Below are 14,209 nucleotides of genomic sequence, written 5' to 3'. Positions count from 1 at the left end.
ACTATGGGCAAGGTTACTGGGTTTCTCGAGATCGACCGGCAGGTGCCGCGCTATCAGCCGGCCTCGGATCGCATTCGGCATTTCCGCGAATTCACGCTCCCGATGAACGAGCGCGAAGTCGAGAAACAGGCGGCGCGCTGCATGGATTGCGGCATTCCGTTCTGTCACGGACCCACGGGCTGCCCCGTGCACAACCAGATTCCCGACTGGAACGACCTCGTTTATCGCGGCGACTGGGAAACCGCGATCCGCAACCTGCATTCCACCAACAACTTCCCCGAATGGACCGGCCGCATCTGCCCCGCTCCGTGCGAGGAAGCCTGCACGCTCAATCTCGAAGACGTGCCCGTCGCCATCAAGACGGTGGAACAGGCGATCGCCGACAAGGCCTATGAGCTCGGGCTGATCCGCCCGCAGCCCGCGGAAACCCGGACCGGCAAGCGCGTGGCGGTGATCGGCTCGGGTCCTGCCGGTTTGGCGGCCGCCCAGCAGCTCGGTCGCGTGGGCCATGAAGTGCACGTGTTCGAGCGCGAGTCCCGCCCCGGCGGCCTGCTGCGCTACGGCATTCCCGACTTCAAGATGGAAAAGGCCACCATCGACCGCCGCGTCGAGCAGATGAAGGGCGAGGGCGTCACATTCTTCTGCGGCGTGAATATCGGCGTGGACCGCAAGCTGGAAGAGCTGATCGCCGAATACGACGCCGTGCTCTATTGCGGCGGCTCCGAGACGCCACGCCCGGCAGGCATTCCGGGCGTCGAGCTCGAAGGCGTGCATGATGCGATGCCTTATCTCGTGCAGCAGAACCGGCGCGTGGGCGGCGAGAATTCTGCCGCCGTGGCATGGGCGCGGCCCGAGCCGATCCTGGCAGGTGGCATGCATGTGGTCGTGGTGGGCGGCGGCGACACGGCATCCGACTGCGTGGGCACGGCATTCCGCCAGGGCGCGGTGCGCGTCACACAGCTCGACATTCGTCCCCAGCCCCCTGAGCGCGAGGACAAGCTTGCCGTCTGGCCCTATTGGGCGACCAAGATGCGCACCTCGTCGAGCCAAGCCGAGGGTGCCGAGCGCGAGTTCCAGGTGGCGACGCTCGAATTCATCGGCGAGGACGGCATTTTGACCGGCGTGAAGTGCTGCGAGGTGGATGACAAGCGCAAGCCCGTGCCAGGCACCGAATTCGTGATCCGTGCCGATCTCGCCTTCATCGCCATCGGTTTCTCGGGCCCGATCCAGACCGGCGTGCTCCAGGAAATGGGCGACAAGCTCGCGCTCAAGACGGACAGCCGCCGCTCAGTGAACGTGGTCGCCAACGACCGCGACTACCGAACCAACCTCGACAAGCTCTATGCGGCGGGCGATGTGCGGCGCGGGCAGTCGCTGGTGGTCTGGGCCATCCGCGAGGGCCGCCAAGCCGCGCGCGCGATCGACGAAGCCTTGATGGGAACCACCGAACTTCCGCGCTGATATCGTTCCGATCGCTACTGCGCTGCGCCGCCGAAGTCGTCGGCGCGGCCGGGCACGCGCTCGATCGTGGCCGTGTTGGGCTTGATCGGCGCGGGCTTTGCGCCACCGAGAAGCTCGTTTTCATTGCCGGAAGAAGAAAGGCTGCCGAGCGCCATGGGCGGGGTGCGGTCGAGCGGGGCCGCGGGACCGGCGGCCTGCGCGGAAAGCGAGGCGGGAAGCACTTCGGCCGTGCCGCCCGTGCCGGCCACGGCCTTGCTCGCACCCACCGGCACGCCGAGAATGCGGGCGAGCGGTTTTTCGAGGTAGAAGGCGAGCTTGCGCTTGCCGGCGCGCGTCAGGTTGATGCCGTCATTGCCGCGCAGGCGGACGGGCTGGCCGTTGATGTCGGGGCCGGTCGCGGTGAAGGCGCCCGTGTCGTCGGCGAAGCCGTCCCACACATCCACATATTCCGCACCGGCCCCTCCCGCCGCGCGGGAATAGATGTCGTTGAAGGCGACCACATCGGCCGCCATCTTCGCATTCTTGAAGCTCGGCAGGCCGACCCAGAGCAGCGGCACCTTGGTGGCCTCGACGGCCTTGGCGAGCGCATGCGTGCGCCCCTCATAGGCGATGGTCCAAGGGGGCGAGCGCGAGGGCTCGCGCGTGTCTCCCACTTTCATGCTTTGGCGGTCGTTGGAGCCGAGCATGGCGACGACCGCGACCGGTTTTTCCTTGGCGATCATCTCCGCGACGGATTTCGGCCAGTCCACCACATCGTCGCGCACGAAGCCCGACGAGCCGTTGGTGGCGTCGATCACGCGGATCTTGGGATCCTGCGCAAAGACCGCATCGAGCCCTTCGGCCAGGCCCGCACCCATGAAATCGCCGATCACGAGCACGGCGCGCGCATCGGCCGCCTTCTCGATGACGGCCGGCGGCGGCGGCTCGACGGGCGCGGCCGGGCGCTGGGTGCGCCGCTGTGCGGGACGCGGCTGCTGTCGCTGGGGTACCGCCCGGCGGCGCGGCGCAGGCTGGTAATCGTCGTAGCCGTAATCGTCGATGATCCGCTCGCGCGGGCGGAAGATCTTGCGGAAAATGCCGAAACCGCCGTCCTGCGCAAAGGCCGGAGCGGCGGTGGTCACGGCAAGGCTCGCGGCGAGCAGAAAACGGGCCAGCGCGATATGCGTGTGCTTGCGTTCTCTGCCTCGCTGCATCCCGATCCGTTCTATTTCTTGCGCAAGGTCGACAGGACCTCGAGGCTCGGATGGCCGTCCGGCGTCAGGCCCATCCTTTCCTGATAGGCCATGATCGCCGCGCGCGAACCCGAGCCGATCTTGCCGTCGAACTTGCCCTCATAATAGCCATAGGTCGAGAGGCGCTGCTGCAGTTCCTGCTTCTCGTCCATGGACAGCTTGGTGAAGGGGCGGTTCCAGTCGGCCACGAGCCCGCCATAGCCCGCGATCTCGTCGGCGAGCAGGCCGACAGCGAGCGCGTATTTGTCGGAATTGTTGTAGGCCTTGATGACGCGGAAGTTCTTGGTCATCAGGAAGACCGGTCCCGAACGGCCGTCCGGCAGCTTGAGCTCGGCGCTTTCCGCGCCGTTGCGGAACGGCTTGCCGCTGGCGCGGGTGACACCGAGCGACTGCCATTTCGCGAGCGATGCGCGGCCCGAGGGGAACTTGCGGCCATCGGGCAGCGAGACCTCGTAGCCCCAGGTCTGGCCCGACTGCCAGCCGTTCTTCCTGAGAAGGTTGGCGGCCGTTGCCAGCGCGTCGGGCACCGAATCCCAGATGTCGCGGCGCCCGTCGCCGTCCATGTCCTGCGCGTAGAGCTGGTAGGAGGTCGGAATGAACTGGGTATGGCCCATGGCGCCCGCCCAGGACCCGGTCAGGTGGCTCTCGTCGATATCGCCCGACTGCAGGATCTTGAGTGCCGCGATCAGCTGGTTGCGGGCGAACTTGGCACGCTTGGGGTCGCCATAGGCGAGCGTTGACAGCGAGCGCACCACATTGCGCATCACCTTGTCGTTCTTGAGGATTTCGCCATAATTCGATTCCATCGACCAGATGGCGAGCACGATATTGCGGTCCACACCGTATCTGGCTTCGATGCGGTCGAGCCAGGGCTTGTATTTCTTCGCCATCTGGCGGCCGACCGAGATCGCATGTTCCTGCACGCGATTGTCGAAATAGTCCCACGCCTCGGCCTTGAACTCGGGCTGGTAGCGGGCTTTCTCGAGCACTTCGAGATCGGGCTCGTCGACGCCGCGGAAGGCGCGGTCATAGGTCCGCCCCGAGACGCCGCTGGCGATGGCCGTCTGCTTGAATTCGGCCACCCATGAGCGGAAGCGGGCATCGGCGTGCGCCGGCAGGCTCGTGGCGAGCAAGGCCACTGAAAGCCCGGCACCCAGAGCCGCGCGCTTCCAGCCTCGTGTCAGTCTCGTCTTGCCATTCGCCGGAACCGGCATACTCATAACTCCATAACAAGCGGTTGTCGGTCCATTGATGCCCCAAGGGAGTTATCAATCGGTTTACCATGGAGCCGCTTGTTCGCTCTCCGTCGCTGTCCTTTGCTCGCTTCCAGCGCGATAAGGATTTCGGCGTCGGCTCTACTTTCGCCACGCTCTGCCCTATCTTGCCGCCCGGGCCGTCATGGTCATGGCCCCCGGATCGCGTATATAGGATGCGATTCCGGCACTAAAATGTCGGCTGACCCTGCGTCAGGGTCAAGCCTCGCAATTGGACGATGGAGATCGAATGAAGCGAGTTCGCAAGGCAGTGTTTCCGGTGGCGGGCCTGGGCACGCGCTTTCTGCCGGCCACCAAGGCGATCCCCAAGGAGATGGTGACGGTGGTGGACCGTCCGATCATCCAGTATGTGGTCGATGAGGCCTTGGAAGCGGGCATCGAGCACCTGGTTTTCGTGACCGGCCGCTCGAAGCACGTGATCGAAGACTATTTCGACCTGCAATACGAGCTCAACGCGACGCTGAAGGCGCGCAACAAGAACGCGCAGATCGAGCTGCTGCAGAGCATCCAGCCCAAGGCCGGCTCGACCTCGTTCACCCGCCAGCAGGAGCCGCTGGGCCTGGGCCACGCCGTGTGGTGCGCGCGCGACATCGTGGGCGACGAGCCCTTCGCGCTGCTCCTCCCCGACATGATCATGCTGCCCGGCACCGGCTGCACCAAAGCCATGGTCGAGCTCTACAACGAGACCGGCTCGAACATCGTGGCCGTGGAAGAGTGCGACCCGGAAGAGGCGCACAAATACGGCATCGTCGGCAAGGGGAAGGAGACCGGCACCGGCTTCGAGCTGACCGAAATGGTCGAAAAGCCGGCCAAGGGCACGGCCCCCTCCAACCTCTTCATCAACGGCCGCTACATCCTGCAGCCCGAGATCTTCGAAATCCTCGAAACGCAGGAACGCGGCGCGGGCAACGAGATCCAGCTCACCGACTCGATGCTGAAGCTGAAGAGCAAGCAGCCCTTCTACGGCTACCACTATCGCGGCCAAACCTTCGACTGCGGCTCGCCGGAAGGTTTCGTCAACGCGAACCTGGCCTTCGCCCTGGCACGCAAGGATATCGGTGACACGGTGCGCGAGCAGATCAAGGCGCTGGTGAAGTAAGACCCGCGCGCAGGTCTGGAGGATCGGAAGCCGCCCCGGTTGAAAGACTGGGGCGGTTTTTTTCATGCTTGGTGAGCTTGCCGGCTGTCGGCGGGCGCTTCGGCGCGTTCGGTCATGCCGTAATCGCGCAACACACCGGCAATGCGCAGGCGGTAGTCCTTGAACACGCCTTCGCGGCCTCTGGCTTGCGCCGCGCGGTGGGCCAGCGTGTTGCGCCAGGTGCGGACCGCATTCTCGTCGCGCCAGAAGGAGAGCGAGAGGAGCTTTTCGGGCTCGGCAAGGCTTTGGAAACGCTCGATGGAAAGAAAGCCGTCCACGTCCACGAGTTCGGGGCGCAAGGCGGTTGCCAGATCGAGATAGTGGTGCCTCTCACCTTCGGCCGGCCAGACCTCGAAGATCACGGCGATCATGGCCGAGCCTCCGCCATGACGCGGCGCAGGAAGATGCGATCTTCTTTCAGGATGAAGCGCTCGCGCTTGGCGAACTCATAATTCTGCCGACCCAGCGGATCGTCGCGCAGCCGCGCGCGGTAGGCCTCGTAGGCCGCGAGGCTTTCGATGTTGTAGACGCCATAGCCGGTGGTGGCCGAACCCTCATGCGGCGCGAAGTAACACACGAGATCGGCACCGCAGCGCGGGATCGCATGGTTCCAGTCGCGCGCATAATCCTCGAACGCGTCGACGCGGAAAGGGTCGAGTTCGTAGGGGATGAAACAGGTGATCATGAATTGCCTCTCCGGTTGGGATGACGTCACCTTATGCCGGAGAAGAACGGGAATGCTTCGGTCTCAGCCGAAGCATGGTTGCCGCTGCCGTGTTAAACCGCTCTCAGTGATCCATGCGAGGAGACGGGCGATGAAGGATGGTCCGGTCATTGCGAATATCGCGGCACTTCTGGGTGATCCCGCGCGGGCGAACATGCTTTCCCTGCTCATGGATGGCCGCGCGCTGACCGTGAGCGAGCTGGCGGAAGCGGCCGGCGTGGCGCTGCCGACCGCGAGCGGGCATCTCGCCAAGCTCGAATCGGCCGGGCTGCTCTTTGCCGAAAAGCAGGGGCGGCACCGCTATTTCCGCCTATCGGGCCATGATGTCGCGGAAGTGCTTGAAGCGCTGATGGGGCTTGCCCAGCGCACGGGAGCGGTTCGCGTTCGAACCGGCCCGCGCGAGGCGGCCCTGCGTGAGGCGCGGCAGTGCTACGACCACCTTGCCGGCGCGCGCGGCGTCGCACTTCTGCATGGGCTCGAATGCCGTGGGTGGATCGCAGGCGAGGCGGCGCCGGTCCTGACGCCGACCGGCCACAGGGAACTGACGGCGCTGGGCATCGATGTGGACGGTCTCCAAACCCGGCGCCGCCCTCTTTGCCGCGTTTGTCTCGACTGGAGTGAGCGGCGCAGCCATCTGGCCGGCGCGCTGGGGGCTGCCCTGCTCGATCACATCATCGCCCGCCGGTGGGCAAGGCGCGGATCGGGGCGTGTTATTTCTTTCACGCCCGCCGGAATACGGGATTTTTCCCGGGTGTTCGGGCTCAACGCCTGACCGTCACACCCCCGAACACGCTCGTCGCATCATAATCCCGGCCCTCGAAGCTGCTCGAAAGCTGTTCGTGGCGCAGGCGGCCGGTGAGGCCGAAATCGCGGTTGAACCAGTAGGTGGTCTCGAGCTCTGCCGACCATGTGAGGTCGTGGCCGTCCGAGCCCACATAATCGCGCCATGAGAGGCCGAGGCTGGCGCGGGCGGTGAGATTGGCGCGCAGGGTGCGTTCGACGTCGAGGCGCAGATCGTGGACCAGCGAGCCGCTTTCGTTGACGGCCGTGGTGCTTTCGATCGTTGTCGCGGCGCGCAGCGCGACATTGGTGCCGCGCAAGGGTGACCATGCCAGCGTGCCGTCGAGGCTGACGCCCTGGATCGGGTCCAACCCGCTATCGTCGAAGCTTTCGCGCAGGTAGCCGACGGCAATCTCGCCCTGAAGCTTTTCGCGCAGGTCGAGGGCCACGCCGGTGCGTAACCCCAGGCGGTTGGCGGAGCGCTCGGTGCCGCTTTCGTCTTCCTCCTCGTCATAGAAGCGGCGGCCGATCTCGGCCTCCACGAAAGGCTGGAGTGCTGGCGAGACCTCGTAGCCGGTGCGGAAGCGAAGTGCGGCGAGCGTCGAGTTGCGCGCCTCTTGCGAAAGCGTGTCGCCGTTGGCGAGCGTCACGTCGCCATAGATGTCGCGCTCGAGCACGCCGGTGAGGGCGAGGCGCAAGGGGCCGAGGCGGCGCTCGATCCCGGCTTCGCCATTGATCGTGTGGTTGACCGGGCGGTCCTCGGCATCGGCCGGCAAGGGCACGGGAGAGGACGCGGCTTCCGGCTGGGCGAGATAGTTGAGCGCGAAGCGCGCCTGCCAGTCATGGTTGATGTCGAGCAGCAGCAGCGCGTCGAGCCCGCCATTGCCCTCGTCCACCTCGTCCCCTGACAGCGTGCGGCGGATCGTGCCATAGGCATCGACAGCCAGGGAATGGCGCGACCAGTCCGACAGCGCGTTGAGGCGTAGAACCGTTTCCGAATAGGAGCCCGACGAGCCATCGGCGGAAGCCGAAGCGTTGGTGCTGGCGCCGATGCCCTGCTCGATCGAGGGACGCAGGATGAAGGAGCCCGCGCGCAGGCCCGTGGGCGCGAACGGGTCGTCGTCCACCAGCGGCAAGGGGGCGGCACTTTCGAGGGCTGGAATGCGAAGTGCCCGGCGGCGCACCAGTTCGGCATTGAGCCGGTTGGCATTCAGCGGGTTGGCTTCGTCGGCCGCCTCGTTCTCGCCTGAAGCCCGCGCGGCCTGGGCGCGCTCGCTGACGATTGCCGGGCCGATCGCCTCCGCCTCTTCCGGTTCGGCGGGCGCCTCCTCGGCGGTGGCGGGCACCAGACGGTTGTTGGCGGTCTGCGTGCGGCTCTGCCGCGTGGAGGGCGTGCGCGCGGTGGCAGGGTTGGCCGGCTGGCCGAGCACTTCGGGCTCGGAGAACAGGCTGTCATTGTTCTGCCCGGGATTCCGGGACGGCGCATTGCTGTCGTCCGCCCCGGCATCCGGCTGGTCGGGCACGGCGCCTGGGCTGATCGGCTGGTAGGGCGGCGTCGGTGCGGGGGCCGGAACAGGATCCGGCTCGGCGCGCCGGCCCTGCGGCAGGATCTGGCCGGTGGGGTTCTGGTCGAGCGGTTCGGTGGGTTGGGCGGGTCGAAGCGGTGCCTTCTCGATTTCGGCGAGCGGGGCGGGGTTTTCCGGTTCGGCCTCTGCGGGCTTGGCGGGCTCGGCTGCCGGTTGCGTCGCTGCCGGCTCCACTTGTTCGGCCGTGCCGCGCAACGCCAACCCGTCTTCGGCCACCACCGCGCCCAAGCCGACGCCGAGCGCGACAAGCCCCACCGCGCCCGCCAGAACGGCGAAGCGTGATCGGCTCGGCTGCATCAGCTTTGGTCGCGTGAATGCCATCGGACCCCAAAAACTCCCGCGCGAAACCTGCGCATGGTGAGTGAGGGGTAAACGAGGATGGTTAATATCGGCTTTCGGCGCCTGAAATGGACAGAGCGGCCGAGAAAAGCTAAGGGCTTTGCATGATCACGCCCGTCGTTGTTCCCGATCTCGTGGACGAGTCAGAGACCGTCCAGTCAGCCCTTCGCACACTTTCCACCGACCGTGACGGATTGGCCGCGCTCTCGGATGCCATGGCAGGCGAGTTGGGGCCTGCTTTCGCGCGCGCCGTGGCGCTGGTCGCGCGGTTGCGCGGACGGCTGGTCGTGACGGGCGTGGGCAAGAGCGGGCATATCGGCTCGAAGATCGCGGCGACACTGGCCTCCACCGGCACGCCGGCCTTCTTCGTGCATCCGGCGGATGCCAATCACGGCGATCTCGGCATGATCGCGCGCGGCGATGCGGTGATGGCGCTGTCATGGTCGGGCGAAAGCGCCGAACTCAAGGGCATGGTCGCCTATGCCCGCCGCTTCTCCGTTCCGCTGATCGCCATCACCGCAGGCGAAAGCTCCACGCTCGCGCGCGAGGCGAGCGTCGCGCTGATCCTGCCGCGCGTGACGGAGGCCTGCCCGCATGGTCTCGCCCCCACCACCTCGACCTTGCTGCAGCTGGCGCTCGGCGATGCGCTGGCCGTTGCCCTTCTCGAGGCGCGCGGCTTCATGCCCGAGCATTTCCGCACCTTCCACCCCGGCGGCTCGCTGGGCGCGGCCTTGCGCCAGGTGCGCGACGTGATGCAGAAGGGCCCGCGCCTGCCGCTCGTTTCGCCGGGTACCGGCATGCGCCAGGCGATCCTCGAAATGTCGGAAAAGGGTCTTGGCTGCGTAGCGATCGTCGACGAGGACACGCGGCTCTTGGGCATCATCACCGATGGCGACCTGCGCCGCCACATCGACACGGATCTGCTGTCGCTGACGGTGGACGAGGTGATGACGCCCTCGCCGCTGACGATCTCGCCGGATCTTCTGGCAGCCACCGCCTTGCAGGAACTCAACGAGCGCGCGGTGACGACCTTGATCGTGGCGGAAGAGGGCCGCGTCGCCGGCATCGTGCACCTGCACGATCTCTTGCGGCTGGGCGCGGCTTGAGGCGCCCGAGGTAAGGGGCGATCAACACCAACGGTAGTGAGGCGGCAAGCCTACCCCCACCCCTTACCCCTCCCCACAGGCGGGAGGGGAGACACCGGCGCCGCGCCCGATCTTCCAAGCCCCGGTCTTCCAAGCTAGGTGCCAAGCTTCAAAAGTGACCTCCACGACGAAGTCTTCTCCTCCCACCTGTGGGGAGAGGGGTAAGGGGTGGGGTGACCGCCCGCGCCGCCTTCTCAAAGCAGTCTTGGACCCATGACCCTTCTCGCCTATGCCGGTGCCGCGCTTGCCGAGATTGCCGGATGTTTCGCCTTCTGGGCCTGGGCGCGGCTCGGGCAATCGCCGCTGTGGCTGATCCCCGGTCTCGTTTCGCTCGCGCTTTTCGCCTGGTTGCTGACGCTCGTGGATAGCGATGCCGCGGGGCGGACCTTTGCGGCTTATGGCGGGGTCTATATCGTGGCGTCGGTTCTCTGGCTCTGGCTCGTGGAGAACACGCGGCCGGATCGCTGGGATCTGTCGGGTGCCGCGATCTGCTTGGTGGGCGCAGGCATCATCCTCATGGGGCCTCGCCCTTGACCCTTGGCTGACGCAGCGGCTTCAACGCTCCAGTTGCAAATGATACGCATCTGCGCAAGGCCATGTTTTCGTTGATCATTCTCTCACGAATCTTTATGTCGCCCTGAGCCATCGCGTGAGCGACAGCCTGTCTGGTCTGCACCTTTCCGTGCCTGCCGAAATCCGAAATTCGAATCTTTCAGGAGAAGCCCCGATGTCGCCAATCGCGATCGGCGTTCTCGCCATCGGCATGTCCATCGACGCCCTCATCGCTTCGCTCGGCCGGGGCGCGTCCGCGCGCCGGCCTTCATGGAGCGAGGCGCTGCGCACGGGGCTCGTGTTCGGGGTCGTCGAGACGCTGACGCCGCTGATCGGCTGGCTCCTGGGCGTCGCTGCGAGCCAGTATGTGCAGAGCGTCGACCACTGGATCGCCTTCCTGCTGCTCGGCGGCGTGGGCGGGCGCATGTTCTATCATGCGTTTCATCGCGGGCCTGAGGACGAGCATGCACCCGTCAATCGTTCGCTGATGACGCTGCTTGCGACCGCCGTGGGTACCAGCATCGATGCGATGGCGGTGGGCGTTTCGCTGGCATTCCTCGAGGTGAACATCGTGGTGATCGCGATCGCCATCGGTTGTGCGACGACGCTGATGTCGACGGGCGGCATGCTGGCCGGACGCATGCTGGGCAGCCGGTTCGGACGGTTCGCGGAAATGTTCGGCGGCGTGGCGCTGGTGGCGCTGGGCGCTTCGATCCTCGTGGAGCATCTGACTGCGGTGTGAAGGGGCGTCGCCTTTCTCGGTCATCGCGGTTGAGAAAAGCTAGTTCGATTTTCGGGATGTGAGATCCGGAATGTCGCTGCGGTAGGTTGAGGCGTCACTCCCACCCCTTCAACCCAGCCGCTGAAGCCGATCAGCTTTCGGCCGCAGCCACGACCAGTTCCATCCCTTCCACCGCCGTCACCTTGACCCGCGTGCCTGCCGGCAGGTCCGGGCCTGAGACGCGCCAGAGCGTGTCGCCGAGTGCGATGCGGCCGTGGCCGTTCTGGATGGGCTCAGCGAGAGTGGCCGTGCGGCCGACGAGCTGTTCGGAGCGCCGGTTGAGAAGAGGCTGGTCGGACGGCTGATCGGGCGCGCCCATCAGGCGGCGGCCGGCAAAGACGGTCAGCAGCGAAAGTCCCAGGAAGACCAGAACCTGCCAGTGCCAGGTCCAGAAGGGCCAATCGGCGAGCTGAAGCGAGAGCGCGCCGGTGAGAAGGGCGGCGATGCCGATCCAGAGCAGGAAGACGCCGGGCAGGAACACTTCGAAGACGAGCAGGATCAGGCCGAGCACGATCCAGTTCCAGGCGCCGAGGTCGAACAAGGTCGTGGTCAGCATGGACGACTCTTCCGACGCGTGGTCTCGCGGTAGGATGGCATGGGTCGAACCGGGGCCATTCGGAAGGCTCTCAGCCGCGCTCGTTCGTGCCGGGCAGTGGCGGAATGCCCGCGATCATCGTGGAGCCGGCGGGGTTGGAGGGCACCGGATTGCCGGTGGGCGGCACGGTGGTGCGCGGGCGAGCGTTGCGGCGCTGGCCTTGGGACGCTGGGGTGCCGTCCGAGCTCTGGTCGCCGAAGACTTCGCGGGCGATGGCGCCGATGCCGCCGATGGTGCCGATCAGCGAAGAGGCCTCGAAGGGCATCAGCACGATCTTGTTCGACGGCGCCGAGCCGATGCGGGCCAAGGCATCCGTATATTTCTGGGCGATGAAGTAATTCAGCGCCTGCATGTCGCCTTGCGCGATGGCGTCCGACACGACCTGCGTGGCGCGGGCTTCGGCTTCGGCTGCGCGCTCGCGTGCCTCGGCGTCGCGGAAGGCCGCCTCCTTGCGCCCTTCCGCTTCCAGCACCTGCGCCTGCTTCAGCCCTTCGGCTTCGAGGATCTGCGCGCGCTTGTTGCGCTCGGCCATCATCTGGCGGGCCATGGAATCCACCAGATTGGCGGGCGGGTTGATATCCTTGATCTCGACGCGCGTGACCTTGATGCCCCAGGGATGCGCGGCTTCATCGACCACGCGCAAGAGGCGCTCGTTGATGACGTCGCGGTTGGACAGGAGCTCGTCGAGGTCCATCGAGCCCATGACGGTGCGGATATTGGTCATGGTCAGGTTGAGGATGGCGTTCTGCAGGCCGGCGACCTGGTAAGCGGCCTGCGGCGCGTTGAGCACCTGATAGAAGGCGACGCCATCGACTGCGACGATGGCATTGTCGCGCGTGATGACCTCCTGCGTCGGCACATCCAGCACCTGCTCCATCATGTTCATCCGCGCGCCGATGCGGTCGATGAAGGGAATGATGATGTTGAGGCCGGGAGACAGTGTCTTGGTGTAACGGCCGAAGCGCTCGACGGTGAAATTGTAGCCCTGGGGAACGGTCTTGATGCCGGCGAAAAGGACAAGGACGACCAGAAGCGCCAGGACGATGATGACGATGTCGAACGGCGTGAGCGCCATGATGTTCTCCCCCGGTGTGGTTGTGCTGGTTTAGGGGAGATATGGGGGGATCACAATGTGATCGCGACAAGTCTTGGCGCGCTGGTTACTCGGGAATGTTTGAGGCGTTGGGCGTGGGTGGAGAGGAAACGGCGTGGCTTCTCGGGTCAAGCCCGAGAATGACGACCGGAAGAGTGAGTGCGCCAACCTTCGACCGTAGCAATTGCCAGTTTGATGTTTGCCTCGACATCTTAACCCCCCCCCTCGCTTCGTCATTCTCGGGCTTGACCCGAGAATCCATGCCGTGAGGCGCGCACCATCGGGCTTCGAGAATTCAGCTCAAGCCCAGCCGGCTAGTTCCCGCCGAACCAGAGTCTCGATCACATCCATCCCTTCTTCCGAGTCGTTCAAGCACGGAATGTGCGCGAACTGCTCGCCGCCGGCATGCATGAAGATTTCGCGGTTCTCGCCGTCGATCTCCTCAAGCGTCTCGATGCAGTCGGCGGAGAAGCCGGGATTGATGATGGCGATGCGTTTCACGCCTTCCTTGGCCAGTCGCTCGACGGTCTTGTCCGTGTAGGGCTGGAGCCATTCCTGAGCGCCGAAACGGGATTGGAAGGTGGTGAGGAGGCGCTTGTCGCTCCAGCCCAGGCGCTCGCGCAGGAGCCGCGAGGTCTTCACGCAATGGCAGTGATACGGGTCGCCCTTCAGGAAATAGGGTTTCGGGATGCCGTGATAGGAGGCGAGCACCAGCTCGGGCTCGAAGGGAAGCCGGGCGAGGTGGCCTTCCAGCGAGCGGGCGAGCGCGTCGATATAGACGGGCTCGTCGTAGTAAGGCGGCAGCGTGCGCACCGAAGGCGCGTGGCGCAGCTTCATCAGCGCGCGGAAAAGCTGGTCGTTGGCGGTCGCCGTCGTCGTCGCCGAATATTGCGGGTAGAGCGGCACGGACAGGATGCGCTCGCAGCCCTGGTCCTTGAGCGTCTTCACCGCGCTCGCGATCGAGGGGTTGCCATAGCGCATGCCCCATTCGACGACGACTTGCGGCAGGTCGGACAGGCTCGCCGCGAGCTTTTCGGTCTGCGCGCGGGTGATGGTGCGAAGCGGGCTTTCGTTCAGCTCGCGGTTCCAGATCTTGGCATAGTTCGCGCCGGATTTCTTCGGTCGGGTGTTGAGGATGATGCCGTAAAGGATCGGATACCAGGCGACGCGGGGCAGCTCGATCACGCGCGGGTCGGACAGGAATTCGCGCAGGTAGCGGCGCACCGAGCCGGTGTCGAGCGCGTCAGGCGTGCCGAGATTGACGAGAAGCACGCCCACGCGGCCGGTTTTCACCATGGGGTGACCGGCGGGCAGCGGGCCGACCGCCTTGTTCGCGCTCAAGCCCGTCTGGCGCTTGGCCTCGTCTGCTGATGCGACGGGCGGGTTCATAGGAGTTGGTTCCGCATGGCCGGCTATCTGTGCAGCGTGCCAGCGAAAGGCAATGACACCAAGAGCCGCAGGGGCCAAACAAAAAGACCGGGAAACGCTCCCGGCCTTTCCTGCGGATCG

The 14,209-nt window shown here is 65.6% G+C and carries 14 protein-coding genes; 6 read left to right on the top strand and 8 right to left on the bottom strand.

What is annotated here, in order from left to right; all coding sequences use genetic code 11:
- The first annotated feature begins 3 nt into the window (after positions 1–3).
- Positions 4–1,461, top strand: a complete 1,458-nt coding sequence (locus NGM99_RS03320; RefSeq protein ID WP_252815985.1) for a glutamate synthase subunit beta — start codon at positions 4–6, stop codon at positions 1,459–1,461.
- Positions 1,462–1,475: 14 nt separating this feature from the next.
- Here the strand turns inward: NGM99_RS03320 and NGM99_RS03315 are convergent, their stop codons facing one another.
- Together NGM99_RS03315 and NGM99_RS03310 are read right to left on the bottom strand one after the other, a co-directional pair.
- Positions 1,476–2,654 (bottom strand): SGNH/GDSL hydrolase family protein, encoded by a 1,179-nt coding sequence (locus NGM99_RS03315; protein ID WP_252815983.1) that lies wholly within the window; start codon positions 2,652–2,654, stop codon positions 1,476–1,478.
- Between the two features lie 11 nt (positions 2,655–2,665).
- Positions 2,666–3,907, bottom strand: coding sequence for a lytic murein transglycosylase (locus NGM99_RS03310; protein ID WP_252815981.1), 1,242 nt, complete (start codon positions 3,905–3,907; stop codon positions 2,666–2,668).
- A gap of 289 nt (positions 3,908–4,196) precedes the next feature.
- Between NGM99_RS03310 and galU the strand changes: the two genes are divergently transcribed.
- Positions 4,197–5,066, top strand: coding sequence for a UTP--glucose-1-phosphate uridylyltransferase GalU (gene galU / locus NGM99_RS03305; RefSeq protein ID WP_252815980.1), 870 nt, complete (start codon positions 4,197–4,199; stop codon positions 5,064–5,066).
- A 62-nt stretch (positions 5,067–5,128) separates the two neighbouring features.
- On the opposite strand, the gene NGM99_RS03300 is transcribed toward galU, so the two are convergent.
- On the bottom strand, positions 5,129–5,476 hold the full coding sequence (locus NGM99_RS03300) for an antibiotic biosynthesis monooxygenase family protein (RefSeq protein ID WP_252815978.1): 348 nt from the start codon (positions 5,474–5,476) through the stop codon (positions 5,129–5,131).
- Entirely contained in the window at positions 5,473–5,790 is a 318-nt protein-coding gene (locus NGM99_RS03295) for an NIPSNAP family protein (RefSeq protein ID WP_252815976.1), read from the bottom strand. Before NGM99_RS03295 ends, NGM99_RS03300 begins: the two co-directional genes overlap by 4 nt.
- Before the next feature lie 130 nt (positions 5,791–5,920).
- On the opposite strand from NGM99_RS03295, the gene NGM99_RS03290 reads away from it, so the two are divergent.
- A complete protein-coding gene (locus NGM99_RS03290) occupies positions 5,921–6,601 on the top strand; it encodes an ArsR/SmtB family transcription factor (RefSeq protein ID WP_252815974.1) in 681 nt (226 codons plus the stop codon).
- Here the strand turns inward: NGM99_RS03290 and NGM99_RS03285 are convergent.
- On the bottom strand, positions 6,591–8,516 hold the full coding sequence (locus NGM99_RS03285; protein ID WP_252815972.1) for an outer membrane beta-barrel protein: 1,926 nt from the start codon (positions 8,514–8,516) through the stop codon (positions 6,591–6,593). The two genes, NGM99_RS03290 and NGM99_RS03285, sit on opposite strands and share 11 nt — an antisense overlap.
- A gap of 122 nt (positions 8,517–8,638) precedes the next feature.
- On the opposite strand from NGM99_RS03285, the gene NGM99_RS03280 reads away from it, so the two are divergent.
- From NGM99_RS03280 to NGM99_RS03270, 3 genes are all read left to right on the top strand, one after another.
- Positions 8,639–9,640, top strand: coding sequence for a KpsF/GutQ family sugar-phosphate isomerase (locus tag NGM99_RS03280; RefSeq protein WP_252815970.1), 1,002 nt, complete (start codon positions 8,639–8,641; stop codon positions 9,638–9,640).
- Between the two features lie 252 nt (positions 9,641–9,892).
- The gene (locus NGM99_RS03275) at positions 9,893–10,213 is read left to right on the top strand and encodes a YnfA family protein (RefSeq protein WP_252815968.1); all 321 of its coding nucleotides are present in this window, start codon (positions 9,893–9,895) and stop codon (positions 10,211–10,213) included.
- Between the two features lie 193 nt (positions 10,214–10,406).
- On the top strand, positions 10,407–10,973 hold the full coding sequence (locus NGM99_RS03270) for a manganese efflux pump MntP (RefSeq protein ID WP_252815966.1): 567 nt from the start codon (positions 10,407–10,409) through the stop codon (positions 10,971–10,973).
- Positions 10,974–11,103: 130 nt separating this feature from the next.
- Here the strand turns inward: NGM99_RS03270 and NGM99_RS03265 are convergent, their stop codons facing one another.
- From NGM99_RS03265 to hemH, 3 genes are all read right to left on the bottom strand, one after another.
- Positions 11,104–11,568: an NfeD family protein gene (locus tag NGM99_RS03265; RefSeq protein WP_252815964.1), complete on the bottom strand. Its 465-nt coding sequence runs from the start codon at positions 11,566–11,568 to the stop codon at positions 11,104–11,106.
- A gap of 70 nt (positions 11,569–11,638) precedes the next feature.
- Positions 11,639–12,682 carry an SPFH domain-containing protein gene (locus NGM99_RS03260; RefSeq protein WP_252815962.1) on the bottom strand — a complete coding sequence of 348 codons (1,044 nt, stop codon included), beginning with the start codon at positions 12,680–12,682 and terminating at the stop codon, positions 11,639–11,641.
- A 318-nt stretch (positions 12,683–13,000) separates the two neighbouring features.
- Complete coding sequence (gene hemH, locus NGM99_RS03255; protein ID WP_252815960.1) at positions 13,001–14,089, bottom strand: ferrochelatase; 1,089 nt, start codon at positions 14,087–14,089, stop codon at positions 13,001–13,003.
- Between the last annotated feature and the right edge of the window lie 120 nt (positions 14,090–14,209).

The sequence above is a fragment of the Mesorhizobium liriopis genome, assembly GCF_024053505.1.
GTDB classification, from domain to species: domain Bacteria; phylum Pseudomonadota; class Alphaproteobacteria; order Rhizobiales; family Rhizobiaceae; genus Mesorhizobium_B; species Mesorhizobium_B liriopis.
This window is presented reverse-complemented; position numbering and strand designations above follow the sequence as displayed.

What these genes read in the sequence shown, in the direction of transcription:
- NGM99_RS03290 (WP_252815974.1), top strand. Translation starts at nt 5,921, where the DNA reads ATGAAGGATGGTCCGGTCATTGCGAATATCGCGGCACTTCTGGGTGAT.
- NGM99_RS03285 (WP_252815972.1), bottom strand. Translation starts at nt 8,516, where the DNA reads ATGGCATTCACGCGACCAAAGCTGATGCAGCCGAGCCGATCACGCTTC.
- NGM99_RS03280 (WP_252815970.1), top strand. Translation starts at nt 8,639, where the DNA reads ATGATCACGCCCGTCGTTGTTCCCGATCTCGTGGACGAGTCAGAGACC.
- NGM99_RS03260 (WP_252815962.1), bottom strand. Translation starts at nt 12,682, where the DNA reads ATGGCGCTCACGCCGTTCGACATCGTCATCATCGTCCTGGCGCTTCTG.
- NGM99_RS03265 (WP_252815964.1), bottom strand. Translation starts at nt 11,568, where the DNA reads ATGCTGACCACGACCTTGTTCGACCTCGGCGCCTGGAACTGGATCGTG.
- NGM99_RS03315 (WP_252815983.1), bottom strand. Translation starts at nt 2,654, where the DNA reads ATGCAGCGAGGCAGAGAACGCAAGCACACGCATATCGCGCTGGCCCGT.
- galU (WP_252815980.1), top strand. Translation starts at nt 4,197, where the DNA reads ATGAAGCGAGTTCGCAAGGCAGTGTTTCCGGTGGCGGGCCTGGGCACG.
- NGM99_RS03310 (WP_252815981.1), bottom strand. Translation starts at nt 3,907, where the DNA reads ATGCCGGTTCCGGCGAATGGCAAGACGAGACTGACACGAGGCTGGAAG.
- NGM99_RS03275 (WP_252815968.1), top strand. Translation starts at nt 9,893, where the DNA reads ATGACCCTTCTCGCCTATGCCGGTGCCGCGCTTGCCGAGATTGCCGGA.
- NGM99_RS03300 (WP_252815978.1), bottom strand. Translation starts at nt 5,476, where the DNA reads ATGATCGCCGTGATCTTCGAGGTCTGGCCGGCCGAAGGTGAGAGGCAC.
- NGM99_RS03295 (WP_252815976.1), bottom strand. Translation starts at nt 5,790, where the DNA reads ATGATCACCTGTTTCATCCCCTACGAACTCGACCCTTTCCGCGTCGAC.
- NGM99_RS03270 (WP_252815966.1), top strand. Translation starts at nt 10,407, where the DNA reads ATGTCGCCAATCGCGATCGGCGTTCTCGCCATCGGCATGTCCATCGAC.
- NGM99_RS03320 (WP_252815985.1), top strand. Translation starts at nt 4, where the DNA reads ATGGGCAAGGTTACTGGGTTTCTCGAGATCGACCGGCAGGTGCCGCGC.
- hemH (WP_252815960.1), bottom strand. Translation starts at nt 14,089, where the DNA reads ATGAACCCGCCCGTCGCATCAGCAGACGAGGCCAAGCGCCAGACGGGC.